This is a genomic window from Faecalibacterium sp. An121 (assembly GCF_002160915.1).
GTDB classification, from domain to species: Bacteria; Bacillota; Clostridia; order Oscillospirales; family Ruminococcaceae; genus Faecalibacterium; species Faecalibacterium avium.
Map to the genome: position 1 here is coordinate 112,069 of NZ_NFLM01000006.1, position 26,385 is coordinate 138,453.

The following is a 26,385-nucleotide window of genomic DNA, read 5'->3' on the forward strand; positions in this document are numbered from 1 at the left end:
GGCAAAACCATGGAGATACGCACTGCCGTGCCGGCGGACCTGGACGCCCTGACCGCCATCGAAGCGGCCTGCTTCCCGGCCGCCGAGGCAGCCGGGCGGGAAAGCCTGGCCCGCCGTCTGGCCGTCTATCCGGAACACTTCTGGCTTTTGCTGGAGGAAGGAAAGCCGGTGGCCTTTGTCAACGGGATGTGCACCGACACGCCCGACCTGGCCGATGAGATGTACGAGGATGCCTCTCTCCACAGCGAGAGCGGCGCCTGGCAGATGATCTTTGGCGTGGACACCCTGCCCGATTTCCGCCGGCAGGGCTGTGCCGCCCGCCTGCTGCACCACGTCATCGACCAGGCCCGCGCCCAGGGCCGCAAGGGCGTCGTTCTGACCTGTAAAGACAAGCTGGTCCACTACTATGCAACGTTCGGCTTTGTGAACGAAGGCGTGTCCCGCTCCACCCACGGGGACGTGACCTGGTATCAAATGCGGCTGCGCCTGTAATGCGCTTGCCGCCATCCAAACCGTGCAAAAAAGTCCCGACCGGACGACATGTGCGTACGGTCGGGACACCGACAGGGAAATTTGGTGCTGAGAGTGTGCGAGGCCGCAAGGCCGAGTGCATGGTTCAGCGCCAAATTTTGTCCCCAGGGGAATATTAGGGGGAAAGAATTTCTGACGCGCGACTGCGCGCAGAAATGGGTTCCCCCTAAAGCGTGGCGCTTTTGCGGCACGCTGAGCAGCAGATCCGTACAGGTATCTGCTGCTTTTATCGCTGCGGGGCGAAAGAGGCACGCTCGATCCGGACCCTTCTCCCATGGGAGAAAGGTTCGGATTTTGTATTTGGGTGCACCAGACCGCCGCATCTTCTCACAGCCGGTCCTTATAAGCGGCTTTGAGCTGCTGGATCTCGTCCAGGCGGGCAAGGGCGGCGTCGCCCATTTGGGCCGATAGGGCCAGGCTCAGGGCCTCGGCCACCGAGATAGGAGAACTCATCGAGTGCTGTTCCTTCTCGTCCCCGCGGTAGACAAAAAGTTCGATGTCGGCGCGGGGGCCCTCGCCGTGCCATACGCGGCTGGTGAAAAGAATGGTCCGGTAGCCGGCCTGCTGCTGCCGGTCCAGAATGACTCCGGCCGCCTCCGATACCTTGGCAAAACCGAACAGCACCACCACATCCTGCGGGCCGATGGAAGCCAGGCGCTCGGCCAGTTCACTGCCGGCAGACGGAAGCTGTTCCACCTCCAGCCCGATGCGGCGCAGCCGATATTCCAGCAGGACGGCCGGGGCGCGGGAGGCGTTGCGGGCGTGGAGAAAAATTTTGCGCGCCCCCAGCAGGGCGGCCACCGCTGCGGCAAAGGCCTCCCGGTCCAGCAGGTCCAGGGTCTTTTGCAGGTTGTAGTGCTGCTGTTCCAGCCAGGCGGCAAGGATGTCGCCTTCCTTGGCTTGCAGGGTGTTGCTCAGTTTCTGGACCGGCCCGCGCTGGATCGTCTGTTCCACCACCGTCCGCTTGAGGTGTTTGAAATCCTCACAGCCCACATGCCGGGCAAAGCGGGAGACCGTGGCCTCCGAGATATGCAGCGCCGCCGACAGCTGCCCGATGGTCATGCAGAGAAATTCATCCCGGTGCGCGGCGATGTACTCTACGATGTCCTGTTCGGTGCTGGTCAGTTTTTCCGGCATTTGGGGAAAGGAAAGATTCATAGACGCCTCCTGTCATCACACCAGGGTGTATCTGAGAACTCGAAAATGCCGAACCATTCGCCAGAAAGGTGCAGATGCGCTTTTCTGGCAGAATTGAACAGCGTTGGGGCGTTTTCAGATGCACCCTAAGGCCAGCAGTTCCTCATGAATGCGGCCGTTCGTCGCCAGTATAGCACAGCTGGCCGCAGCAAGGGAAGGGGTCTTGCCGTCCCATGCGGTCAGGCGGCCGCCGGCTTCTTCCAGGATCAGCCAGCCGGCCGCATAGTCCCAGGGTTTGAGCCCGTGCTCCAGGTACGCATCCAGACGCCCGCAGGCGGTATAGCACAGCTCGACGGAGGCCGCGCCGAGCCGGCGGATGTCGTGGCAGCGGTCGTAGATGCGGCGGGCCCGGGCAAAGGCGGCGGCGGCTTCCTCCCGCCGGCCGGGATTGGTCCCCACCGAGCAGAGGCTGTCCGCCAGACACGCAGTCCCGCTGACCCGGATGGCCCGGCCGTTGCAGAACGCTCCCCCGCCCCGCCGGGCGGCAAACAGTTCCCCCGCAAAGGGGTCGAACACAAGACCGAGGCGCACCCTGCCGCCCTCGGCCAGCGCCAGCGAAATTGCGCTGTGCCGGAAACCGTGGATCAGGTTGGTGGTGCCGTCCACCGGGTCCAGGATCCAGACCGGGCGGGACGGGTCGATGGCGGCGTTATCCTTTTCTTCGGCCATGAACTGGATCGTCCCGTCCAGCGCCTGCAGCCGGGCGCGGATCTGCTCCTGCACTTCGGTATCCACCGCCGTGACAAAATCGGTGGGGCCTTTGGCGTGCACCTGCGACGCCAGGTTCCGGTCCTCCAGGCGTGCGCCCGCCTCCTGTACGATGCGGCCTGCCTGCCGCAGCAGTTCAGCGGCGTCCATCACAGGACCACCTTTTTGGCTGCCAGCACAGCCGAGGACTCTCCCCCGCGGCTCAGCAGGACCGAAACATAATCCCCACCCAGGGCGTGGACCTCTTTCAGCGCGCGTTTGAGCAGGCCGGCCGTGCGCACCTTGACTTCCGCGTCAGGATGGATGCAGATGCTGTACCGGCCCGCCTTCATCTCCCGGGCCAGCACATCAAAGGAATCAAAATCGTGTTCAAAACAGGTACGGATGCAGCCGTACTGCACCGCCTGATGGGTATCGCTGCCGGCCACCACCGGCTTACCCAACCGCTGTCCCAGCCCGAAGGTCAGTTCCTCGGTGCGCTGACGGTCCTCAGCGATGTCCTTGCCGTTCAGATCCAGAAAATCAAAGCGCATCAGCAGCTCCGGCGGCAGGTCGGGGATATGCCCGCCGGCCCGGAAGGGGTGTCCCGCCCCCACCAGGACCGGGTATTCGGCAAAGAGGTCCAACAGCTGCGCCGCCGGGAGGAACCGGTCTTTGGTTTTGTGCGGCTCCAGGCGGCGGTTCATCTCCCGGATGGCCTCCATCGGGCCGACGCACAGCACATGCCCGCCTTCCGCAATATCGGTCTCCATACCGGGAAAAACACGCAGCCCGCCCGCGTCTTCAAAGACATAAGCGTCCCCGTTCTTTTGGCCCCGCGCTTCGATGTAGCCGTAAAGGGTGTCGAACTGCTGGGTGTTGAAATGCTCGGTCAGGCAGATGGCGTCCAGGCCGGCGCGGCGCGCCTCGCGCAGCAGCCAGTCGGTGTATTCGGTGGAAAAGGGCAGATACTTTGCCAGCTTCCCATGCGTGTGAAAATCCATGTACATAGCGTTCTCCCTCTCAGAGCAAGGTGGAAATCAAAAAGGCGGCGGCGACCCAGACAAACGACAGCGCCAGGAACAACAGATCGTTGTTGGTCACTTTGAGGGCGGCCAGCTTGAGCTTTTTGACTTCTGGGTTTGCGGCGGCGTAGCGGTAGCCCTTGATCTCCAGCACCTCGACGGTGGTGCGGGACCGCTTGGCCGTGTTGAGCATCAGGGGGTAAAAGGCACAGATGATGATCCGGATCTGGTAGGCCAGATAGCGGATCTTACCCCAAAGGGTGTCGTGGGCCGGCGGGTTGCCCCGCAGCCGGTAGGACAGCAGGACGTTCTGGAATTCCTCCATCAGGATGGGCAGCATCCGGTAGGCGTAGGAGATGGAGAAAGACAGCTGCTCCGGGCAGCCGAACCACATCAGGCCGTTGGCCAGCTTGTCGGGGTCCATCCCCGAAAAGACGGTGACCGATGCCAGCGATACGGTGGCAACCTTGAGGGTGAGGACCAGCAGCGGCGCGATGGCCGAGGCATCTCCGCCGAACAGCCAGGTCACGACCAGCAGATACCCCGTCTGGGAGAACACGCCCAGCCCGAACAGGAACAGCACCAGCCCCGCCACATGGGCCAGGATCGTGGTGGCTGTCACCAGCACAAAACATCCCAGCAGGAAGGGCAGATCGCTGACGAACCAGGGGACCAGCCCAAAAAAGAGGTACCAGACGATCAGGACGCGGGGATCCATCGCGGCGATGACGGTATCGTTGTTGCCGTAAGCGTTTTTCAGCACCTGGCTGCGCAGAAAATCAATGGACAGTTTGTCCAGGATGCTTTCCGAGAGCTTATCGACCGCTTTCATACAGGTTTCCTCCCCTCAAAACAGCGCAAAAAATCGTCGATGGTGTAGCAGAGGGCGGCGGGGTCCAGCGCCTGCCCCATGGCGAAGATCTCGGGCGGACGGATGCCCACCCGCTCGATCAGGGCGCGGTCCCCGAAGATCTCATCCCGGGTCCCGTCGGCCACGACCTTTCCTCCGCACAGGACGATGATCCGCTGAGCCCATTCACAGACCAGCTGCATATCGTGGGTGGCAATGACCACCGTCTCGGTGATCTCTTTCAGATCCTCCAGGGTCCGCATGATCTCCTTCCGGGTGGCAATGTCCAGGTTGGCGGTGGGCTCATCCAGCAGCAGAATGCCCGGATCCAGCGCCACCCCGATGGCCAGGCTGGCCCGGCGCATCTGCCCGCCCGAGAGCAGGCGGCCGTCCCGGTCCCGCAGGCCGGACAGGCGGAAGCGCTCGAGCAGCCGGGCGGTGCGGGTTGCCGCATCGGGAACGCCCCGGACCTCCATCGCGTAGGCGATGTCCTTTTCGATTGAATCTTTGATGAACATATCTTCGGGGTTCTGGTAGACCATCGAGACCTCGCGGGAAAGGGCCTCCGGCCGGACATCCCGCAAAGACCGCCCATGCAGGCAGACCGTGCCGGACGAAGGCTTCATCAGCCCCACCAGCAGTTTCATAAAGGTGGATTTGCCTGCCCCGTTGGAGCCGATGAGAGCCACCTTGTCCCCTTTGTGGATCGCAAGGCTGAGCCCGTCGAACACCTTGTGCGGTTCCCCCTTGACGCTGCGATAGGCGACCGAAACGTCCTGGAAGGAGGCCACCGTCTCCCCCTGCGCAGGGGCGGCGGGCGGCGGGGCGGGTGCCGGGTCTGCCCGGGGGATAAACACTTCCCTGCCCTCTGGGATGGTTGCCGGCAGGCGCGGCGCGGCCAGGCTGCCCGCCTGGCGCATCCGCCAGGCCGCAAGGGTCACCTGCGGCGGGAAAATGTTGCAGCTCTGCAGTTCTTCCACCCGCTGCAGGGCCTCGCCGGTGGGCAGCATCCACTGCACCCGGCCCTCTTTCAGCAGCATGACGTGCTTGCAGAAGTCGGCAATGTACTCGGTGTGGTGTTCAATGACGATGATGGTCTTGCCGTACCGCTCGTTCAGCTCCCGCAGCACCCCATAGATGCGGTCGGCGTGGGCCGGGTCCAGCTGGGCGATGGGCTCGTCCAGGATCAGGACGTCGGGCTGGAGAGACAGAGCCCCCGCCAGGGCCAGCAGATGAGTCTGCCCGCCCGACAGCTGCCAGATGAAATCACTCTCCCGGCCGCGCAGCCCGCACCGCTCCAGCGCCATCATGCCCCGCTCTTTATAGTCCGGCATGGCATAGTTCTGGCAGGCGTAGGAGGCGTCGTCCAGCACGGTGGGACGGATGATCTGATTTTCAAAGTCCTGGTATACATACCCGACCTTCCGGGCCAGGGCGCCCACGTCGCTCATGCGGGTATCCAGCCCGCAGGCAAGGACGCGCCCTGAAAAATCGCCGCTGATGAACTGGGGGATCAGGCCGTTGAGGGTCTTGCAAAAAGTGGACTTTCCGCATCCATTGTTCCCCACAATGGCGAGAAAGTCCCCCTGTTCCACGCAGACGGTGATATCTTGCAGCGCCGGATGCGCTGCGCCCGGATAGGAATAGGTCAGGTGATCTATTTCTATCGCGTGCATGGGCTCAACCTCTCTGCTTCTGCTCGGCCTCTTTGCGGATGACCAGGACGGCCACCAGGCACAGGGACGCAGCGATCAGGATGGCCGTTGCGAAAGCGGGCATGCTCTCAGACCAGGGAGCCTCCCAGTCCACAAGGCTCATACCGCTCTTGGCCAGCATCTGAGTGCCGGCGGCAACGGCAAAGCCAACGATGCAGCCCAAGACAGCCTTGACTCCCAGGGGTTCCAGCGCGGTTTTCGGGGTGCGGGGCTGCATCCCCAGCAGCGGCTCGATCTTGCCGTGGAGCTTGGGCACCAGATAGAGGGTGGGCAGCAGGCAGAAGAGGATACCCGAGAAGAGCAGGTCGTTCAGGAAGGCAAAGCCCTCGGTGGCAAAGACGCTTTCGGGCAGGCCGGCCACGGCTTCGAAGTCCTCGATGGCGAACTGTACCTTCAGGATATCCACCACTGTGCCCATAAACAGCTGCAAAGCGGTGCCGCCTATGGCCGCTACACCGACCATCACCTGGTTGGACGGATCGCGCACCAGCCGGCCGGCCACGTAGACGCCTATGGTGACGGTGAGGAATTTTTCCATCTCGCCCAGGCCGCCGAACTGCCCCAGCATGATCTCGCTGAACACTAGCTCGCCGGTAGCGGCGCCCAGCGCCGCGGACATGGGATCAAACAGCATCGCCAACGTCAGCGGGATGAACAGGAAATACTCCACCGAAAACTCCACGATGCCCACCTGAAACTTGGGGATCAGTTCGGAAAAAAGGGTGGCCAGGCCATACAGCGCCATGGTCAGAACAAAGACCATCCGTTTTTGGGACTGGCTGGCCGTCTGCTTGTTGACAGATTCCATACATGATACCTCCCGGTAATCTTGAAATGTTAACCGCTTCGAACAATTCCAAGTTTACCAGCGGAACGTAAAGCCTGCGACCACACAGCCGTAAAATGTTTGTATAATTTTCTATTACGCATTATTATGAAATATTGCTTTCATACAATGTTCGGATTTTGTGCTTGTGGTACACCTCCAGGGACTCGAACCCTAGGGCGTATCTGAGAACTCAAAAATGCCGAACCATTCGCCCGAAAGGTGCAGATGCAAGGCGCATGAGCGCTGCAACTCTTGCGCTTAGCCGATTTTCGCTGCGCGGGTCGATGCCCGCTTGCGAAAACCGGAGCGCAGCGCCAGCCGTGCCTTCGCTGCTTCGTCCGCAGGACACACTCAGCGCGGCTGCTTTTGTGGAATGCAAGCGAATGCAACGCGGCAGATGGTGTTTTTTGGTAGAATAGAACAGTATGGAGGAGTTTTCAGATACACCCTAACCAAATTGCGCAAAAAAGCAGCAGATCCGTACAGGTATCTGCTGCTTTTATCGTTTCCGCAAAAGCCGTCCTGCGGAAAGCGCCGGAGGGCCCGGATCTGCATTTTTATGTTACCAGCCGGAGCCGGCCCAAACAGAAAATACCGCCCATCGCGTTGTAGAAGCGCGGTGGGCGGCTTTTTTACCGGGAGCGAGCCTGTGGCATAAAGCGGGCAAACCAGGGAGCAGACACACAGCCGAAGATCCGGCAGAGCCGTCCCACCAACAGAGCAGAGAGGACGGTCCCCAGCCCTATGCCCACAAGATGTCCGGCCCGCACCAGAGCGTATGCGGCGGACAGCGCCACCATTGCCAGATCAAAGGTATATTTGGTTCGGCCAAAATCCCAGCCCAGCACCTGGCTGAGGGTGTTGACCGTCCCATCGGGGGCGGCGGGGATCAGGTCGGTGTTGACCATCGCGGTCACCCCTGCCGCTGTGATGGGTATGGCGCAGCAGAGCAGCAGTATGCCATCCAGCACCCCCTGCGCCTCAAATGTCAGGATGTGGTTGTTGAAAAAGTCCACGATCCAGCCGATCAGAACGCTCATCGGCGCCTGCAGCAGCACCTTCAAAGGCAGAGCGCGCAGCAGCAGGCACTGCGCCGCCACCAGCACCAGATAAAGCATCATGGTGGCCGTGCCCAGGCTGAGCCCTTCGATCACACTGATGGTATAAGGGACATTGTTGACTGCCGCCACCCCGAGGCCAGTCTTGGTGTTCAGCACCACGCCGAAGCAGAAGACCAGCATCCCTGCCCCAAAGGTTCCCCAGCGCAGAAGATGGTTTTGGTATGTTTTGTTCATGTAGCATTCCTCCGCATATTCGCCTGGTACAGGGCCCAGAAACAGACGGCCAGCCGCATCAGTCCAAATCCCCGCCGTTTGTTGCGATGACCTTTTTATACCAATAGAAGGAATCCTTGCGCCGACGGGTCAGGTCGCCGGTGCCGTCATCGTACTTGTCCACATAGATAAAGCCGTAGCGCTTGGCCATTTCGCCGGTGGAGGCGGACACCAGGTCGATGGGCCCCCAGGTGGTGTAACCCCGCAGGTCCACACCGTCCTTCACCGCCTCGGCCATCTGCTGGATGTGGCGGCGCAGGTATTCGATGCGGTAGGGGTCGTGGATGGAACCGTCCGCTTCCAGCTGATCGTAGGCGCCAAAGCCGTTTTCCACCACCATGATGGGCAGCTGGTAGCGGGCGTAGATTTCGTTCAGGCTCCACCGCAGGCCCTCGGGGTCGATCTGCCAGCCCCAGTCGCTGGCCTTCAGGTAGGGATTTTTGATGCCGCCGCCCATATTGCCGCCGGTCTTTTCCTGTCCTTCGTGGGTGGTCACGCAGGAGGTGGAATAATAGCTGCAGGTGTAGAAATCCACCACGCCGTCTTTGAGCAGCTGCTCATCCCCAGGCTCCATCTCAATGCGGATATCGTTCTCCTGCCAGAAGCGGCACGCATAGTAGGGATATGCGCCGCGGCACTGGACATCCGAGCAGTACCAGTTGCGGAGGTTCATGTTCTTCTGGTTGGCCAGAATGTCGGCGGGGTCGCAGGTGCTGGGATAGCTCGCGGCAAACAGGTTCATGCAGCCCATCTTGAACTGCGGGTAATGCTGGTGGGCCCAGATGACCGCCTTGGCGCTGGCCACAAACTGGTGATGCAGCGCCTGATAGCGGATCTGCACATCATCGGGGATCTCGCTGAAAGGCCCCTCGTAGCCGCGGCAGGTGGACAGAGCCATCAGGTTGCCGCTACGGTTGGTGCCGCAGTTGATCTCGTTGAAGGTCAGCCAGTATTTCACCTTGTCTTTGTAGCGCTCAAAAATGGCCTTGCAGTAGTTCACATAAAAGCCGACCACCTCGCGGCTGGCCCAGCCGTTGTATTGCTCCACCAGGTGATAGGGGATCTCATAGTGGCTGATGGTGACCAGCGGCTCGATGCCGTGGGCCTTGCAGCAGTCAAAGACCCGGTCGTAGAAGGCGAGGCCCTTTTCATTGGGTTCGCTCTCCTCGCCGGTTGGGAAGATGCGGCTCCAGTTGATGGAGGTGCGGAACACCTTGAAGCCCATCTCGGCAAAGAGGGCGATGTCCTCCTCGTAGTGGTGGTAGAAATCAATGGCCTCGTGGCTTGGATAGAGCTTGTCCGGCCGGATGGCGGTGGTCACCCATTTGGACGTGGTGGCGCTGCCGTTGGTGCACATGTCCGGCAGACTAGGGCCTTTGCCGTCCACATCCCAGGCGCCTTCAAACTGGTTGGCGGCACAGGCGCCGCCCCAAAGGAAATCATCGCGGAATACGCTCATGGTCGAATCCTCCTATTGTCTTTTTAAAAATCGTCCGTTTCCTCTGCCAGGACCATCCCCTCCGGCAGCCGGATGTTCTTTGTAAGCTTGCCGTCCGCAACGTCCCACTGCGCGCGGATGATGCCCCGGGGTGTGACCACCTCCCCGGCAGCATGGGTCCATGCGCCGGCGGCGGGCTTGAAAGCGGCGGATGCATAGCCAGGCTTGGCCGGGCGCACTCCCAAAATAGCCGAGGGCAGCTCATGCAGGGCCAGGGCGCCCCAGCCGTGGCAATCGCTGCGGGTGTAGGAGCCGTCGCTTTCGACACAGGTGGTCAGGTGGTTGTCCAGCATCCGACGCCACTTGTCCCACAGGCGGAAGGTGCGGTGGTAGAGGCCGCACTGTTCCAGTGCGCGGAACAGATAGAACCCCATTGCTACCGTACATTGCGGGATGTCCGGGTCATCCAGCGTCTGTTCCAGGGCGGCACGTGCCTTCTGCCCAGTGAGGGTGCCGGTCAGCACCCCAAACACCTGCACATGCTGGCTGTACTGTTCAAGGCCCGGGCCATCCTGCAGCAGCCCGTCCCTGCCGGCGCAGCGGCTTCGGACGGCGCAGCGCAGCGCTTCGGCACGGCTGCGGCAGGCAGCAGCCTGATCCTGCCTCCCAACAAATTCGGCCAGTTCCGCCGCCGCCCCAAGGCCCAGGCAGTACATCAGGCTGTCGATGGCGGCGGGCCCGCAGGCGGCAGCCGGCGGCACTCCCACCGGCCAGCCTTTGGCCCAGTCCACAAAGCACCAGTATCCGCCCCCAAAGCCTCCGGCGCCCGGCATCCGTCCCACCAGGCCGTCCGGTTCCCGCAGGTCCTCATAAAACTGCAGGATCCGCTCGGCCACCGGGAAGTAACGCTCCACCAGATCCTTGTCCCCAAAGTACATCATGTGGTCGTGGAGCATCAGGATGTAGTAGATGGAAAAGCCGGGGATGACATTGGGCTTATAGGCTGGATAACAGGCGTTCAGCAGGCCGTCCGCCCGCTGGGAGCGGGCAAAAGAGTCGATGGCCTGGCGGGCCAGACGGTCGTCTGCGGCGCCAAAGCCGCCCACCTCATACCGGTCCGTCGGGCCGGTCAGCACGCCGTGCTGCCAGTCCAGCCGGTCGCCTTTGCTGGCGCCGCCGTCACGGGGCTGCACATAGCCCTCTGCCGGCATCCACTGGATGACACTGCCCCGCCCGCCCTGCACCCGCAGGGTCAGATAGGCGGTCATCAGCCGGCCGGCGGCCAGTTCCACCACCGCCTCGCTGTGGGCGGGCAGGGTCAGCGGCTCGCTTTTCTCCAGCAGCGCGGCCCAGCCGGCGGCATCGCCCTGCACCGCGCGGAAAACGTGCAGAGGCCGCTTTTCCTCAAACAGGAAAGGGATGCTCCGCTTCCTCTGGAACGCAGGGCTGACGGTGGGCAAAAACGCGCCTTTCGGATAGACTGCCGCGCTCTGCCAGCCGGCGGCGTCATAGCCGGGCAGCCGCCAGCCCTGCAGGGAGGCGTCTCCCCTCGCCTCTTCCTGGATCACCAGGCGGCTGGTATCCGGGCAGCTCCCATGCATCCGGATGTCCTTGGCCGGGGCCGCCTGCCAGCTCTCATCGGTCTGCCAGTCCAGGCTGTCGCCTTCCCACTCGATCTGCCCTGCCGCCGCAAAGGCGGGGTGCTGCATCCGCCAGACCGAGCGGTTGCCGCCTTCCACTGTCTGGGGGTAATGCAGGACCATGGCCGCCAGCACGTTGATCCCCTCGGTCAAGTGCAGAACACTTCGGTGCCCGGAAATGCGGACGAACGCACCGCTTACCTGCTGTACTACCTGCTGACACACAAGGATTTTGTCAAACTCAGCGAGCTGGCCGACCAGCTCTATGTCTCCACCCAGACCCTCTCTGTGGTCATCAAGCGGGTGGAAGCCATGCTGGAATACTACCATATCCAGATCCAGCGCAAACCCTATTACGGTATCCGGGCCGAAGGGTCCGAGTTCGACAAGCACCCTGCCCCTCCACCAGGTCCGTCTGACCGAAGTCTCGCTGCAGAACCTGGCCATCTATGTCTATCTCAGTTTGCAGCGGGCGGAGCAGGGATTCGGCATCGAGCAGATGCCGGACAATGTGGCAGAGATCTCCTCCCACAAGGAGTACGCCGCCGCACAGGCCATTTACAGCATCCTCTGCGCCGATGAGAAAGACCACCCCAGCCTGCGCGAGGAAGAACTCTGTTATGCCGCCGTCTACATCGCCGGCCGGCGGAATGTCGGGGCGGTCCGCGGCAATTTTGTCATCTCGGAAAAGACCGACAGCCTGGTGGTGGAGATGCTGGAAAACATCTACACCACCTTCCAGATCGACCTGCGGGACAACCTCAGCCTCTGAATGATGCTCAACCAGCACCTGCAGCCCCTCGACATCCGGCTGCGGTACGGCATCCCGGTCGAAAACCCCATCCTGCAGGACATCAAGCGGGAATATTTCTTTGCCTACACCATCGCGAACCAGGCCGTCGTCACCCTGCGGGAGCATTACCAGTGCGCCATCCCCGAGTCGGAGGTAGGGTGGCTGGCCCTGATCTTCCAGATGGCGGTCGAGAGCCGCCACGCCATAGCGCGTTTGAATATCCTGATCATCTGCGCCAGCGGCAGCGCCAGTTCCCATCTGCTGCTCAGCCGGATCAAGCGGGCGTTCCCTGCGTACATTGCAAAAGCCGAAGTCTGCACCATCTTCGAGCTGGAGCACCGGGACCTTGGCGGCATCGACTACATCTTCACCACCGTGCCCATCCCCTTCCCGGTTGGGGTACCCATCCTCGAGATCCACGACTTCATCCAGCACTATGAGCTGTAGAACATCAAAAAGGTGCTCCAGCGCCAGCATATGCAGTTTTTGCAGCAGTTCTATCAGGAACGCTTTTTCTTCACGGGGATCTCCGGTCCCACCAAAGAGGAGGCGCTGCAGCAGCTGTGTGCGCACATCCGGCAGAACTGTCCCGACCTGCCCGGCGGCTTCTATGAGTCGGTGCTCAAGCGGGAAAGTCTGGGCCCCACCGATTACGGCAATATGGTGGCCATCCCCCATCCCTACGAGATCATGACCCGGGACAATGTGGTGGCGGTAGCGGTGCTGGATAAGCCCATCCTCTGGAACACCAATACCGTACAGCTGGTGGTGCTGGTGTCCCTTTCTGCGGACGAAAATCCCTATGTTCCCAGCTTCTACAATGTGACTTCCCAGTTTGTGATGAGCGAGACGGCAGTGCCCGCCCTGTTCGGCTTCCCCCTGATGCTCAACTTCAAGATCATCATTCCCTTCGTCTGCTCCAATGCCTTGTCTGGCGTCATTGCTTACATCGCCATGAGCCTCGGCCTGGTGGCCGTCCCCACCGGCCTGATCCAGCTGCCCTGGACCATGCCTGTCATCCTCAGCGGCTTCATGGTCACCCAGAGCATCAGCGGCGCGGTGTTGCAGATCGTCCAGCTGGTGGTGGCTACCCTGTTCTGGCTGCCCTTCATGCGCAGCGCCGACCGTGAGATCTACGAGGCTGAAAAGGCTGCCGAAGCAGCCGCCAAGGAGGGCTGATCACAATGACTGAAGAAATGGAAAGCATCCTCTGTGAACTCATCAGCGCCGCCGGCGCCGCCCGCAGCAGCTACATCGGCGCCATCCAGGCTGCCAAAACCGGCCAAGGCGACCCCGCCGCCCTGATGGCCGAGGGTGACAAATACTTTGAGCAGGCCCACGATTTCCATCACGATCTGCTCACCAAGGAAGGCGAAGGCGAAAGCCAGCCTGTGACCCTCTTTGCCGTCCATGTGGAGGATCAGATGATGTGCGCCGAGACCTTCCGCATCCTGGCGCAGGAGTTCATCGACCTGTATCAGAGCCGGGACAAGAAGTAAAAATCATTTGCCCACCTGCCCGAACGGCAGGTGGGCAAACGGATAAAAAGAAAGAAATGCGTCATGAAAAAGATCTCGCGCCGCAATTTTCTTCACGCATCGGCCCTGGCCGGCGCTGCGCTGATGGGCAGTCTGGCCGCCCCCGCCGCCTTCGCAGAGGAGACGCCGGCAGCCGCCGGGGTCCAGCCCATCGCCCGGGACCTGGGCTGGAAAACGGTGAGCGATACCGTTTATTCCTACGGTGCGCTGGACAATGTCCTTCTGGCCCATCGCAGCGATGTGGTCATCCCCACTTACTACATCTTTGCAGGGCGCAAGACCCAGCAGGAGGCCGTGGATCTGGTGGAGAACCAGCTTCAAATGATGGGCAATGTGAACGAGTGGGGCGGCAGCGTTTATGTCATCAGCCCCATCGGGGACCGTTACACCGAAGCAGACGTACAGGCTCTGAAAGATCTTGTGGCCCGCGCTGCCAAGAACGTCAAGGTAATCGGCATCGACGAGGGCGCCACCTTTGTCAACAACGAACTGTCCCGGCAGTGCTACTTCGTGGCCGGTGTGATGACCTGGGGCGGCGAAATGTCCGCGGACGCACAACTGTCTGACTGTCTGCCCGCCTACCTGTCCAACGCAGGATCCACAGCCAAAGCGGCCTACCGCGCAGCCAACCGGGGCCATGGGCCTCTGGCGGTGACGGTCACCGGCAGCGACGCCAACCTGGCGGAAGCTTTCCGGAACGCATGGGACAAGGTCTTTTCCCGCAATTACCGGATGCACAACAGCGTCACCGAATTCTACAATCTGCCGCTGGACGGCAGGAACTTCAACGGCACGGTCATGGAGGGCGCCTTTGATTACGACCTGTGCCCGCTGCCCCAGTTCGACCGGTCCCGCGTCTATGTCACCGGCCTGTCGGCGGGCGGCGCGCACAGCTTCTACATGGGCCTGGCCTACAGCAATGTCTTTGCAGCGGCCGCTCCCATCTCGGGCGTCAACGCAATGGACGATGAGATCGCACAGCTCGACTTGAGCCAGGTCCATGAGATCCCACTGCTGTACATCTGCGGCGACCACGACTACTTCCAGATGATCCCCGTAGACGGCTCCAGTCCCTACGGCATGAGCCTGCTGACCGACGGCCAGGTCTCGATGTGGGCAGACGACCCCCACACCCATATCTGGAGCGCCATCCAGGCCTATCGCACCGTCAACGGCCTGCCTCTGACCGAGATGGACATGACCGCCAACCCTTACTATGGCATCGCCCTCGACGACCAGCGCTGGGCGACCCTCGGCGACAAAGAGATGTACACCGGCACCCTGTCCAACGACAAGGGCGTCATGATCGAGCTGGCTGCCGTCAAGGACCTGGCCCATTGGAACTACGCTCCCGAGGCAGAGTATGTCTACGATTTCTTCAAAAACTACTCCCGCGATCTTGAGACCGGCGAACCGATCGTCCACGACCCCACCATTCTGGAACAGTTTGCCGACTGGTGCGGCGACGTTGCCGATGACATTTCCACCCGCTTGGGCCTGTGATCCCAGCTGTCCCGCCCGCGTCATCTTTCGAATCAAACAATCCCGAAAAATCTTCCCATATCCCCAGGGGCGCATCTGAAAATGCAAAGTGAAGTTTCCGGATACGCCCTGAGAAGGCCCGCTGTTTCCATGATCTGAGCAGCGGGCCTTCGCCGTATGCCTGGCCGGTCTGGCCAGGCCCGCAGCCAAAGAAAAACCGGACGCTCCTGCCGGGGAACGGACGGCTCTGTGCAGCAGCTGCCGGCAATTCTTTACAAGGAGGCGTACTCTCATGCAAGCACTCGACCACGTCATGGCCGGATGTACCGGCCACCCTATCCTCTCTTTCCTATGGATCCACGGCGAGGACGCAGCTGTCCTGCGCAAAAAAGATCGAGCAGATCCACAGCAGCAGTGTTCCGAAAGCCTGTCTTTCTGAGCGCATTGCGTCCTTCCCGCTGCCCTCTGGGGCACTGTCCTTGTACCGTTTCGGATGTCTGCAATCCAACCCTCCAAAGGCAATGAAAAAATCCGGACCCTTCTCCCATTGGAGAAAGGTTCGGATTTTGTATTTGGGTGCACTAGACCGCCGCATCTCAGCCGGTCCTTTATGAAACGCGGCAACACGTATTCCGTCCGCTACACTTATACAGACCATCACGGCAAACCCTGCCAGGGCTGGGTGAGTTTCAAAAGCAAAAAGGAAGCCCTGGAGCGCAAGATTGCGGTGGAAAAAACTAAAGGGAAAGCGCCGAATCCTACGATTCAGCGCTTTTTATCTGGTGCACCAAGGCAATCCATATCCGAACTTTTTTCCTTTGCCGCAGCCTCGGTGGCCTCGCCGAAAGAAACGGTCTCCGTGCCTTCTTTGTAGTTGAAGGTAATCAACATTTTATCATCATAAAGGTAAATTGCATTAATAAAAGTATCCACCAGCACCTGCCGCTGCTCCTTTTGGGACAGGTCCAGCTTGCGAAAGTGCAACAGCCAGAAGCGGACGAATTCCTCCTTCATCACGGGCTTGGCCAATTTTTCTTCGGCAATCTTTGCTTCCAAGTCTTTTTTCTGGCCCTCGAGGGCTTCCAGCCGCTCTTTGGTGGAGCTGGTCAGGATGCCGGCTTGAATGGCGTTGAGCATATTCTGAATGCCGGTCTCGGTCTCCCGAAGTTGCTTCTCGTAGAGGGGCAGGCTGGTGCTCTCCCTGTTTTGCAATTCCATGACCGCCGCCACAAGGGAATCAATGACCGCATCGTTCTGGATCAGTTTCATGGTTTCGCTGACTACCAGATCTTCCAGCCACTGCTTGCGAACCGCCTTTTTATTGCAGGATTTCCGCTTCTTGGCGGCCGCGCACTTGTAGTAGCGGTGCACGTCGCCAGTGCGGCTGGTGCCGCTTTCACCAAACATCAGCGCACCGCAGTGGCCGCAGAATAGTTTGGTCGTCAGAAGATAGTCGTCCTCTGCCTTGCGACGGGCAGGGGCCTTTTTGTTTTTGGAAATTTTAACTTGCACCTCCTCAAATAATTCCATAGGGACCAACGGGGGAATAGCGTCCGGCACAACAATATCTCGGAATTTCAATTCTCCTATATATCGTCGGTTTTTAAGCATATGCTCTACGCTATTGTATGTCATAGCGCCGCCGACTGGATTTTTGACGCCTTCCAGATTCATCCAATCACGAATTTCCTTCATGGTCGCTCCTTCTTTATATCTTTTGAAGGCTTCCAGTACAAAAGGCGAAGTGACCGGGTCGATATGGAAACGGCGTTCAGCATCCAGCGTATAACCAAATGTCCCACGGCCGCCATTGCAGCGGCCTTTGAGAACGTTTTCAGTCTGGCCGCGGACAACTTTTTCTGCGAGGTCGGCGGAATAATATTCGGCGTAACCTTCCAGCACCGACTCCAGGATGATGCCCTCCGGCCCGTCCGAGATGATTTCGGTGGCGGACATGAGCTTGACCCCGTTCTTTTTGAGCTGCGTTTTGTAACGGGCGCTGTCGTAGCGGTTGCGGGCGAAGCGGTCCAACTTCCAGACCAGAACAATGTCGAACAGCTTGCGCTCGCTGTCCTTGATCATCTGCTGAAACTGGGGACGGTTGTCTGTTTTGGCCGAAATGGCCCGGTCGATGTAGTGCTTGACCACCGTGATACCGTTCTTCTCGGCATAGGCGGTGCATTCCCGAATCTGGCCTTCAATAGATTCCTCGCGCTGGTTGTCGGAGGAATAGCGGGCGTAGATGACGGCGGTCATGGCGGGGCCTCCCTTCGCTCTGTATGGGGATGTATGTAACTGCAATATATTTCGTATAATATATACCATATTTTGTGTCTTATTGCAAGGCTTTTGAGCGCCGTCTGGTGGTATTCTTTTTGAACACTACCTGTTCTTGTACACCAAAGGCAGACGTTCGGCTGCCCGCCGTTACTTTTGGTATGATTTTCTTCCAAAACAATACGCTTCTTTGACATTTCGCTGTCCAATATGATACAATAAAAACACTTTGAGAAGGCGAGGGGAGGCAGCAGCGATGAGCGAAGCAAAAGTGATGGGGTCTCTGGCAGATAGGCTGCTCAGTTTTGTGAGCACCACACCCGAACGGGACGCAAACTATGATATCGCAGTGACTCTGCTCAAGCATTACCCCCAGCTCAAGGGGATGACTCTCGGCCAGATCGCGGACCTGTGCTATACATCCAAGGCGTCCATTTCACGGTTTTGCCGCTTTCTGGGGATGGACAGTTTCAAAGCGTTCCAGGCCTGGCTGGAGCAGGACTTCACCATGCGGACCGACTATTCCCGGCAGTTCTACACCATGCTGCATAACAATCAGGAAATGGCCATCGGTTCCTATCGCGACACGCTGATCGGCAACATCTATGCTACCATCACGCCTGAAAACGCCGAAGTTATTCCCGACATTGTGCGGGTGTTGCACGGCTGCGGCAAGGCGGCCTATTTCTCCCACCACTTTTTGTGGGACATCGGCCACTACTTCCAGAGCAAAATGATGATGATGGGCCGCTATGTCGAGTTGTTCATGGATTATGCCGCTCAGCTGGAGTGCGCCCGCAGCCTGACCGAAAACGACTTTGCCATCATTTGCAGCGTGGGCGGCAGCTACCTGACTCGTTACCCGGACATCTGTAACGCAATCATTTCCAGCGGGTGCAAGGTGCTGGTCATCACCCAGAACCTTGCCAGCCCCTATTTGAACACCGCCGATTTCATCCTGCAATGCGGCACCACCAACCGCAACGACGTGGGCAAATATGCAGCCCTCATGGCCAACGACCTGATCGTCATGGGCTATATGCGGGCATACGATAAAGCGTTCCAGTAAAGCACAGCAAAAATACAGCAAGGTCGCGAGGGTTGACCGCCCCGCGGCCTTTTTGTTTTGTCAAAGCGCACAAAAATACGCAAAAAATTTTTCATCAACATCACAATTTGAAACAGAAGACCTTGTTTTGAAACGTCACAGCGGCATTTGAAACCAAATACAATTCACTTTATATTATAATTTTAGTACAAATTGAGGCGAATTCAAATATTGCAGAAGAAAACAGAAAGGAGGATAGAAAATCAGACTGCGCAAGTTTGCATCGCTTCATACACTTGCTGCCGGCTTTACTGCCGTCGGCCGACAGCTTTTGGAAAAATGGCCCCGTCAAACAGGCCAATCATCCAAGTGTAAAATGTACTTACAAGGAGGAGTAGTCGTGAAAAACAAAGGAATCAGAACCATTACCGCAGGCGTTTTGGCGGTCAGCGTAGTGATGAGCACTGCGGTATCCGTCGTTGCGCTTGAGCCGTCACCTGATGGCACCAGCTTCGCTTCGATTCAGCAGGTAAGTCAGGACAGCAGCGAAAATTGTGCAAAACTGCTTGATTGGCTTGGTATCACCATTCCGCGGCATTTTGACAGTCAGGCTCCTTATAAAGTCAACATCCTGCCCGAATCGGATCCCAACTATTGGCAGGCTGAGTGGGAAACCCAGGTCTATAACTACAAGATGGTACGTAACTATCCAACTCTGTACACACAGGAAGCTTGGGACGCCGCGCAGAGTGCTGGTACTGTCTTACTGGGGATTCATCCTGAGGCAATGACCGATGCCAATAAGGAGCAAATCATTGCCGCACGGGACGCCATTGCAGCCCTGGCTGATCAGCAGATTAAACCCTTCAGCGATGGCATCAACGGTGAGGTCATTTATATTTGGGGAGACGATATGCCTGTCACTACCCCGGAAAGTGATTTGCAGTTCCCCTTGGTCAACTATGAAGGGGAATCAGTCTATGATAACGCTGACTTCCGTCCCTTTATCATTCCTTATCTGCTGGACGACCCCAGTTCTGCCAAGGGCACTATTATTGTCACCTCGGGCGGCGGCAATACCAGCCGCAGTAACCCGGTGGAAGCCTATGCTGTCTGTCCGGAGTTTAATAAGTTAGGCTACAACTGCTTCCTGCTTCAGCGTCGTGTCGCACCCTACAATAATGATGATATTGTCATGGATATGCAGCGTGCCGTGCGCGTAGTGAAATACTACTCTGACGAATGGGGCATCGACCTGGAAGGATCGCTGCTTGCTGTGTCCGGCTACTCTGGCAGCGGCGGCAATATTCGCACCATGCTGGAGAAGTTCTACGGTAGTATTACGCCCAATCAGTTTGACCCTAATTATGTATGCGACGCTATCGACGGTGTGAACAGCGATGTGGATATTGCCCATCTGATCTACTCTGGTGCTCCTATTGAGACAGAAAACCCCAACCTGCCCCATATGTTCATTGCGATTGGTGCTGATGACAGCATGGGTTGGGACGGCAGCTTGCAGCTTTTCAAGCAGGCGTATGAGCTTGGCCTGGACCCAGAGCTGCACGTCTACGGCCTGAATGGTCATGGTTTTGGCGCTGGTATGGAAGGTACTTCTTCCATGACCTGGATGGAGACCTGCGATTTGTATATGCAGAAAGTCATGGGCTATGCAGAGATTCCCTTTACCGGAGAGATTCCTGCCGAATACACGTTGACGCAGCAGATCCATGTGGACTGGTTCCCTATTGGCGATGACGTGACCGTTGATGTGTATACCACCGCAGATGGAGGCAAGTGCCTGTTTACCTTCTTTGGCTGGGGCGATAATATCACGGTAGAGAGCCTGCTGATCGGCGGCCGTGTTGCAAGCGTGACATATGACAGCGTCGGTTACTTTGGCCAGGATGCAGCCAAGATGTGGGAACTGGTTGACCCGTCTGCCTGGGTACCTGTAAATTGAATCCGACACAGGCCGGAAATAAAACGATCCTGAAGTCCATCGTTTTGTAAATCACATTATAAATTGCGCCTTTGAAAATGTCGATTTTCAGAGGCGCAGTTTTGTCAAAGCGCACAAAAACGGCGAAAAAGTTTTTCTGCGTTTCAGAACTTGAAACACATACAGTTGATTTGAAACGCAGCGCTTGTATTTGTAACCAAAATACAATCGACTTATGTTATACTTTTGTCAGAGATGCACAGGGCCTGCGGCCGAGCCTCTGTGTGCAGTAAAAGGAGGTAACAACAATCATGTCGGAGAAAAAAGAAAACCCCGTGATGTCATTTATTGATACCAAATTGATTCCGTTATCACAGCGCATTGCGGACAACAAGTACATCAAGTGCCTTGCAGGCGGTTCAATGAGCCTGATGGCTATCATCCTGATCGGCGCCGTCTTCAACCTGCTCAACAGCATCGGTTTTGAATGGTATCAGAACTTCATCCAGGGCATTGGCATCAATTATCTGTTCAACCTGATTTACAACGCCTGCATGAACCTGATGAGCGTATTCATTGTCTACTCAGTGGGTTTCAACTCTGCCAAGATCTTTGGTCATGAAGAACTCGCGTTCAACAATGGCTTTTTGGCCGAGGTTGCCTTCTTCATTCTGATGCCCATTGGTTCTTACACTGCAGAAGGGGCTTTTGGTGCCACCAACTTCTATGCCATCGACTATCTGGGCAGCCACGGCGTGTTCCTGGCGCTGATTACCGGTATCGTGGTCACCAAAATCAATATTTTCATCGTGGAGAAGAAAATCACAATCAAAATGCCTGCCGGCGTTCCCCAGAATGTCTCGGATTCCTTTACAGCTTTGATTCCCGGCACAGTCATCGTATTCCTGTTCGCCATTATCAACTGGTTGTTTACCATGACTCCCTGGGGCAATGCGGAAGATGCGATCTATGGCCTGCTCCAGACCCCACTGTCCGTACTGACCGGCTCTCTGCCCGCTTTTATGATCGCCGTCATCCTGTCGCAGGTGCTGTGGTTCTTTGGCATCCATGGTTCCTACACCATTCTGCCTATTTTCATGCCCATCTGGCTCGGCTACCTGGCCGATAACACAGCTGCACAGGCTGCTGGCGAGGAAATTCCTTACATCTTCAACTGTGGTATGTTTGACTTGACCACCATTGGCGGATGCGGATGCACACTGGGTCTGGTCATCGTTATGTTCTTCTTCGCAAAATCCAAGCGGTATAAAACCTTCTCGAAGGTCGTGCTCCCCTGTGGCCTGTTCAATATTAACGAACCCCTGATCTACGGCTTCCCCCTGATGCTCAATGCCGCTATGATTATCCCTTTCATCGTAATGCCTCTGGTCAGCCTGATCCTTGGCTATGCCGCGATCATGCTGGGCCTGATGCCCGCGCCTGTGGGTCTGGTTGGTGTTACCAGTATGCCAGTCTTTTTCGGCGGCATCGTCCAGGGTTCCTGGAAAATCGGTGTGTTCCAGATCATCATTACTCTGATTTCCTGCGTCGTCTATTATCCCTTCTTTATGGCGATGGACAAGCAGGCCGTCGCCGAAGAAAAGGCCGACGAAGCCGCCGAACAGTAAGCTCTATCAATCATAAATCATCAGATTTTTAGGAGGAAATTTATTATGACTAAAATTATTCTTCTCTGTGCCGCAGGTATGAGCACCAGCGCTCTGGTCCGCAAGATGCAGGACGCCGCCAAAGCTGACAACTACGAGTGCGAAATTTCGGCCCATCCCGTTGCTGACGCTTCCAACTACGCCGACGCCGACATCATCCTTCTTGGCCCCCAGGTCCGTTACCGCCTCAAGGATGTGCAGGGCCAGCTGCCGGGCAACAAGGTCGAGATCATCGACATGAAAGACTATGGCATGATGAACGGCAAAGCTGTGCTGGACCATGTCCGCAAAGTGCTGGAGGGCTGAGACATGGCAATTTCGGTAGAAGAAGCTCGCGCCATGACCGAGGAGCAGCTGCAAGAGACCATCACTGAAATTGCCTTTGAGATCATCGCCAACGTGGGCACCGCCCGCGGGATGTATATCGAAGCTATCCAGGAGGCCAAAGCCGGCAACTTTGACCAGGCCGCCCAGCTGCTGAAAGACGGCAAGGAAGCCTTTGTGCAGGGCCACCACAGCCACGTCGACCTGCTGGAATGGCAGGGACAGGGTCTGACCTGGAAAACCAATATCTACCTGATGCACGCCGAGGATCAGCTGATGGCCGCCGACGCCTTCGAGACCATTGCCACTGAATTCATCGAGGTGCACAAGGAGCTGCAAGAGCTGAAAGCAAAACTGTAACTTTCTCTTTGTAGAGGTCAAAACTATGAAACGATTACTCATCCGTGCTGATGACCTGGGCTACTCTGAAGGCATCAACTGCGGCATTGCGGCAGCAGTAGCAGCCGGACTGGTGCGCTCAGTAGGGGTGATGACCAATATGCCCGCAGCTGTCCACGGACTGGGGCTGCTGTATGGCCGCCCGCTTTGTCTAGGGCAGCACACCAACATTTGTGTGGGCCGGCCGTTGACTGACCCCGCCCGCATCCCCAGCCTCTGTACGCCGGAAGGGGAGTTCAAACCCAGCCGCGCCTACCGAGAGGCCGCCAAAGAAGGCCGCGACTTTGTGGTGCTGGACGAGGTGATTGAGGAGATCGAGGCCCAGTATCGCCAGTTCAAAGCCTTGACCGGCCACGAACCGAGCTATTTTGAGGGACACGCAGTGGCCAGCGCCAATTTCTTTCAGGGATTGGAAATCGTTGCCCAGCGGCACGGCCTGCCCTACTTTGCGATGGGCCGTCCCGGCGAGGCAGTAACCTTCCGCCACACCAAAGTGTACGCCTATATGCCCAGAGATTTTAAGGCATACGAGACCGACCCCTTTACGGGCGTGCAGGACGCGGTGGCAAATGCTCACGAGGACGGGTGTGACTTGATGGTCTTCCATCCGGGCTATATCGACGCCTATCTGCTGGACCATTCCAGCATGACGACCACCCGTTTACGAGAAACTGCCATGCTCTGCCGGCCCGAGGTACACGCCTGGCTGGCGGGGCAGGATGTTCAGCTCGTCACTTACGACGATTTGACTTGAAAATAGGAGAAATCAGTATGGCAGACAATAAAAAGATCGCCGAGCAGGTTCTGGCGGCGGTAGGTGGAGCGGCCAACCTCAAGGATGCCACCCATTGCATGACACGCCTGCGCCTGTATCTGAAAGACGATAGCCTCCCCAAAGATGACGAGGTGAAAAAGATTTCCGGTGTGCTGGGTGTTGTGCGCGGCGGCCAGCAGTACCAGATCGTGATCGGCACCAATGTTCCGAAAGTGTATGAGGAACTGTGCAAGCTGGCAGGCATCAGCGCCAGCGCCGCCGTCAAGGATGATGCTGCTGCCGCCCAGGATGCCGCCATCACCAAACGGAAGCTGACCCCTAAGCAGGTGGGTAAGAATATCATGGGCTATCTGGCGGGCTGTATGACCCCCATGATCCCGGTGCTACTGGCCGGAGGCTTGTTCCGTGCTGTCAACTCTATCTTTGGCCCCGACTTGTTGGGACTGTACACCCTGGAAAGTAACTTATATATCCTGTTTGATTTCCTGTACGATGCGGCGTTTTACTTTATGCCTATTCTGGTGGGTTACAATGCCGCCAAACAGCTGGGTGTCAACGGTATGCTGGGTTCCTTCATCGGCAGTGTTCTAATGGTGCCGGATTTCGCGGCTTTTGCCACCAACGGCCAAACGTTCACGGTCTTTGGTATCCCTGCTACCGTGACCAATTACGCCCAGACTGTTCTGCCTGTTATGCTGTCGGTACCCCTGTTCTGCCTGATTTATAAAATTGTCAAAAAGTTCATGCCCGACCTGCTGACGACCGTTTTTACCCCGTTCCTTAGCCTGATTGTTTCTATGCCGTTTATCCTCTGCCTACTGGCACCTCTGGGAACTATTGTGGGCAATGCCATAAGCGGCGGTCTTGCTTGGTTCGGCATGACCACTGGCTGGTTCGGTGTGGCGGTTATCGCCGCTCTGTGGGAGTTCCTGGTTATGAGCGGTATGCACCTGGCTCTGATGATGCCCATGATGGCCGATTTCTTTGAGACCGGCATCGGCAGCGGCCCTATGAATGCGGGCAACTTTGCGACTTGGGCCTGCTTCGGTGTGGCGCTGGGCACGGCGCTCCGCCTGAAAAACAAGGATGACCGCAGCACCTCCTTTGCAGCCTTCGCTTCTGGCATCCTGGGCGGCGTTACCGAACCCACTCTATATGGCATCTGCTTCCGTTTTAACCGCTGCTTTGCAACCATGGCCCTTGGCGGTTTTGTAGGCGGTGCCATCGCAGGTATGTTCGACCTCAAGGGATATGCAATGACCTCCGCCAACTTCCTGTCTCTGCTGGGCTATGTGGGTGGTACCAATGCCAACATTGTGGTTGGCGTGGTAGCCTCCTTTGCTTCCCTGATTGTGGCAGCTGTTCTGACTTATCTGTTTGGCTTTTCCAAAAAAGATTTGGAGAGCGTTTAACTGCGTGATACAATAAAATCAAAAAGGCTGGTGTTATCGACTTGATGAAACAAATGATTTTCCCCACCAATTTCCTCTGGGGCGCGTCTACCAGTGCGTTCCAGGTGGAAGGCGGCTACAATGAAGGCGGCAAGGGGGTGGCTACCACAGACCTGGGCACACGCCGGCCCGGCGTCGCCGACAACAAAGTGGCTGCCGACCATTACCACCACTGGAAAGAGGACGTGGACCTGATGGCCGAGCTGGGCCTGAAGGTCTACCGGATGGGTTTTGCCTGGAGCCGCATCATGCCGGACGCCACCTGCACCCCCAACCCCGAGGGGCTGGCCTTTTACGACAGGCTCATCGACTATCTGTTGGAAAAAGGCATCGAACCGCTCGTTACTCTCTATCACTTCGAGTGTCCGCAGGCGCTGGTGGACGCCTTCGGCGGCTGGCTCGACCGCAAGATGATCGACGCCTATCTGAAATACGCCGAGGTCTGCTTTACCCACTTCAAGGGCCGCGTCAAGCGGTGGGTCACGGTGAACGAACAGCTCATCGCCACCGCCGCCGGCATCATGAACGGCAACTTTGAGCAGGATAAGCAGAAGAACCTGCAGAACATCTACCAGATGAGCTACCATGTCTCGCTGGCCGAGCACCGGGCTATTTCGCTGCTGCGGCAGATCGACCCGGAAGCCCAAATCGGCCCGGTGTGTGCTATCCAGGTGGTCTATCCCCAGTCCAGCCGCAGCGAGGATGTGCTTGCCGCCGAAAACGCCGAGGAGCTGATGGAATTCTACCTGCTCGACCTGAGTGTCCGGGGCGAATATCCGCCCTATGTGGCCAGCTACTTAAAGAGTCATGGACTTTACCCCCAGACGCTGCCCGAAGATGCAGCTGTGCTGAAAGCCTCGACCCCTGACTTCATCGGCATCAACTACTATTTCAGCATTTGCGTCAAAGCCAAGGAGGGTCCCGTCAACTACGACCAGCCGCCCTTCTGGGTGTCGGACGCCTTCGACATCTGTGATAATCCCCACCTGCGCAAAACCGAGTGGATGGACAAGGGCATCGACCCGATGGGCCTACATATTGGGATGCGCAAGGTCTATAATCGCTACCGTCTGCCCATGATCGTCACCGAAAACGGCATGGCCTACAGCGAAACACTGGGCCCGGACGGCCAGATCCATGATCCCTACCGCATCGAGTACCTCAAAGAGCACATCGAACAGCTGGCCATCATGATCGACGAGGGTCTTCCGGTGTTCGGCTATTGCCCCTGGAGCTTTGTAGACGTGGTGTCCAGCCACCAGGGCTTTGCCAAACGGTACGGCTTAGTCTACGTGGATCGCACCGAGACCGATCCCAAGCAGTGCGCCCGGGTGAAAAAGGACAGTTTCTACTGGTATCAAAAAGTGATCGCCAACAACGGCCTGACAGAATAAGCCATCACCTATTTCCCCCGCAGCCGTGCGGGCAACGTCCTGCGCTGCC

Annotated in this window: 26 protein-coding genes; 16 read left to right on the forward strand and 10 right to left on the reverse strand. The window is 58.0% G+C overall.

Annotation, left to right across the window (positions count from 1 at the left end; all coding sequences use genetic code 11):
• Window positions 1-9 precede the first annotated feature (9 nt).
• On the forward strand, window positions 10-492 hold the full coding sequence (locus tag B5E66_RS05030) for a GNAT family N-acetyltransferase (RefSeq protein ID WP_087229515.1): 483 nt from the start codon (window positions 10-12) through the stop codon (window positions 490-492).
• Window positions 493-858: 366 nt separating this feature from the next.
• Here B5E66_RS05030 and B5E66_RS05035 read toward each other — a convergent pair whose 3' ends face one another.
• The 9 genes from B5E66_RS05035 to B5E66_RS05075 form a co-directional block, all read right to left on the reverse strand.
• Entirely contained in the window at window positions 859-1,689 is an 831-nt protein-coding gene (locus B5E66_RS05035) for a MurR/RpiR family transcriptional regulator (protein WP_087229518.1), read from the reverse strand.
• A gap of 114 nt (window positions 1,690-1,803) precedes the next feature.
• Entirely contained in the window at window positions 1,804-2,586 is a 783-nt protein-coding gene (locus B5E66_RS05040) for an inositol monophosphatase family protein (protein ID WP_087229521.1), read from the reverse strand.
• The gene (locus B5E66_RS05045) at window positions 2,586-3,419 is read right to left on the reverse strand and encodes a PHP-associated domain-containing protein (RefSeq protein ID WP_242958092.1); all 834 of its coding nucleotides are present in this window, start codon (window positions 3,417-3,419) and stop codon (window positions 2,586-2,588) included. The genes B5E66_RS05040 and B5E66_RS05045 overlap by 1 nt, the downstream gene beginning before the upstream one ends.
• A 19-nt stretch (window positions 3,420-3,438) precedes the next feature.
• A complete protein-coding gene (locus B5E66_RS05050; RefSeq protein WP_087229527.1) occupies window positions 3,439-4,272 on the reverse strand; it encodes an energy-coupling factor transporter transmembrane component T family protein in 834 nt (277 codons plus the stop codon).
• Complete coding sequence (locus tag B5E66_RS05055; RefSeq protein WP_087229530.1) at window positions 4,269-5,966, reverse strand: ABC transporter ATP-binding protein; 1,698 nt, start codon at window positions 5,964-5,966, stop codon at window positions 4,269-4,271. Before B5E66_RS05055 ends, B5E66_RS05050 begins: the two co-directional genes overlap by 4 nt.
• Before the next feature lie 4 nt (window positions 5,967-5,970).
• Window positions 5,971-6,813, reverse strand: coding sequence for a cell division protein FtsQ (locus B5E66_RS05060; protein ID WP_087229533.1), 843 nt, complete (start codon window positions 6,811-6,813; stop codon window positions 5,971-5,973).
• Window positions 6,814-7,466: 653 nt separating this feature from the next.
• Window positions 7,467-8,129 carry a YczE/YyaS/YitT family protein gene (locus B5E66_RS05065; protein ID WP_087229536.1) on the reverse strand — a complete coding sequence of 221 codons (663 nt, stop codon included), beginning with the start codon at window positions 8,127-8,129 and terminating at the stop codon, window positions 7,467-7,469.
• A 58-nt stretch (window positions 8,130-8,187) separates the two neighbouring features.
• Window positions 8,188-9,627: a glycoside hydrolase family 1 protein gene (locus B5E66_RS05070; RefSeq protein WP_087229539.1), complete on the reverse strand. Its 1,440-nt coding sequence runs from the start codon at window positions 9,625-9,627 to the stop codon at window positions 8,188-8,190.
• Between the two features lie 23 nt (window positions 9,628-9,650).
• The gene (locus tag B5E66_RS05075; RefSeq protein ID WP_087229542.1) at window positions 9,651-11,399 is read right to left on the reverse strand and encodes an alpha-L-rhamnosidase-related protein; all 1,749 of its coding nucleotides are present in this window, start codon (window positions 11,397-11,399) and stop codon (window positions 9,651-9,653) included.
• Here B5E66_RS05075 and B5E66_RS13610 point away from each other — a divergent pair.
• The 7 genes from B5E66_RS13610 (at window position 11,358) to B5E66_RS13100 (ending at window position 15,498) form a co-directional block, all read left to right on the forward strand.
• Window positions 11,358-11,828 (forward strand): helix-turn-helix domain-containing protein, encoded by a 471-nt coding sequence (locus B5E66_RS13610; RefSeq protein WP_446718502.1) that lies wholly within the window; start codon window positions 11,358-11,360, stop codon window positions 11,826-11,828. The two genes, B5E66_RS05075 and B5E66_RS13610, sit on opposite strands and share 42 nt — an antisense overlap.
• The gene (locus B5E66_RS13615; protein ID WP_143406931.1) at window positions 11,758-12,018 is read left to right on the forward strand and encodes a hypothetical protein; all 261 of its coding nucleotides are present in this window, start codon (window positions 11,758-11,760) and stop codon (window positions 12,016-12,018) included. Before B5E66_RS13610 ends, B5E66_RS13615 begins: the two co-directional genes overlap by 71 nt.
• Window positions 12,019-12,486, forward strand: a complete 468-nt coding sequence (locus B5E66_RS05090; protein ID WP_087229549.1) for a BglG family transcription antiterminator — start codon at window positions 12,019-12,021, stop codon at window positions 12,484-12,486.
• A gap of 12 nt (window positions 12,487-12,498) precedes the next feature.
• On the forward strand, window positions 12,499-13,218 hold the full coding sequence (locus tag B5E66_RS05095) for a PTS sugar transporter subunit IIA (RefSeq protein WP_158098332.1): 720 nt from the start codon (window positions 12,499-12,501) through the stop codon (window positions 13,216-13,218).
• 5 nt (window positions 13,219-13,223) lie between these two features.
• Window positions 13,224-13,538 (forward strand): PTS lactose/cellobiose transporter subunit IIA, encoded by a 315-nt coding sequence (locus tag B5E66_RS05100; protein ID WP_087229555.1) that lies wholly within the window; start codon window positions 13,224-13,226, stop codon window positions 13,536-13,538.
• 63 nt (window positions 13,539-13,601) lie between these two features.
• Window positions 13,602-15,080, forward strand: coding sequence for a twin-arginine translocation signal domain-containing protein (locus B5E66_RS05105; RefSeq protein WP_087229558.1), 1,479 nt, complete (start codon window positions 13,602-13,604; stop codon window positions 15,078-15,080).
• 271 nt (window positions 15,081-15,351) lie between these two features.
• Entirely contained in the window at window positions 15,352-15,498 is a 147-nt protein-coding gene (locus tag B5E66_RS13100) for a hypothetical protein (protein WP_158098333.1), read from the forward strand.
• Between the two features lie 326 nt (window positions 15,499-15,824).
• Here B5E66_RS13100 and B5E66_RS05115 read toward each other — a convergent pair whose 3' ends face one another.
• The gene (locus tag B5E66_RS05115; RefSeq protein WP_087229564.1) at window positions 15,825-17,315 is read right to left on the reverse strand and encodes a recombinase family protein; all 1,491 of its coding nucleotides are present in this window, start codon (window positions 17,313-17,315) and stop codon (window positions 15,825-15,827) included.
• 277 nt (window positions 17,316-17,592) lie between these two features.
• Between B5E66_RS05115 and B5E66_RS05120 the strand changes: the two genes are divergently transcribed.
• The 8 genes from B5E66_RS05120 to B5E66_RS05155 all read left to right on the forward strand — a co-directional run bounded on the left by B5E66_RS05120 (window position 17,593) and on the right by B5E66_RS05155 (window position 26,336).
• Complete coding sequence (locus B5E66_RS05120; RefSeq protein WP_087229567.1) at window positions 17,593-18,405, forward strand: MurR/RpiR family transcriptional regulator; 813 nt, start codon at window positions 17,593-17,595, stop codon at window positions 18,403-18,405.
• Between the two features lie 379 nt (window positions 18,406-18,784).
• Window positions 18,785-20,347 carry an alpha/beta hydrolase gene (locus B5E66_RS05125; protein ID WP_087229570.1) on the forward strand — a complete coding sequence of 521 codons (1,563 nt, stop codon included), beginning with the start codon at window positions 18,785-18,787 and terminating at the stop codon, window positions 20,345-20,347.
• A 290-nt stretch (window positions 20,348-20,637) separates the two neighbouring features.
• A complete protein-coding gene (locus B5E66_RS05130; protein WP_087229573.1) occupies window positions 20,638-21,954 on the forward strand; it encodes a PTS sugar transporter subunit IIC in 1,317 nt (438 codons plus the stop codon).
• A 45-nt stretch (window positions 21,955-21,999) separates the two neighbouring features.
• Window positions 22,000-22,299 (forward strand): PTS sugar transporter subunit IIB, encoded by a 300-nt coding sequence (locus B5E66_RS05135; RefSeq protein ID WP_087229576.1) that lies wholly within the window; start codon window positions 22,000-22,002, stop codon window positions 22,297-22,299.
• 3 nt (window positions 22,300-22,302) lie between these two features.
• Complete coding sequence (locus B5E66_RS05140) at window positions 22,303-22,677, forward strand: PTS lactose/cellobiose transporter subunit IIA (protein ID WP_242958094.1); 375 nt, start codon at window positions 22,303-22,305, stop codon at window positions 22,675-22,677.
• A gap of 25 nt (window positions 22,678-22,702) precedes the next feature.
• The gene (locus tag B5E66_RS05145; protein ID WP_087229583.1) at window positions 22,703-23,470 is read left to right on the forward strand and encodes a ChbG/HpnK family deacetylase; all 768 of its coding nucleotides are present in this window, start codon (window positions 22,703-22,705) and stop codon (window positions 23,468-23,470) included.
• A gap of 17 nt (window positions 23,471-23,487) precedes the next feature.
• Window positions 23,488-24,903 (forward strand): PTS transporter subunit EIIC, encoded by a 1,416-nt coding sequence (locus B5E66_RS05150; RefSeq protein WP_087229586.1) that lies wholly within the window; start codon window positions 23,488-23,490, stop codon window positions 24,901-24,903.
• A gap of 44 nt (window positions 24,904-24,947) precedes the next feature.
• A complete protein-coding gene (locus B5E66_RS05155; protein WP_206393032.1) occupies window positions 24,948-26,336 on the forward strand; it encodes a glycoside hydrolase family 1 protein in 1,389 nt (462 codons plus the stop codon).
• The last annotated feature ends 49 nt before the right edge of the window (window positions 26,337-26,385 follow it).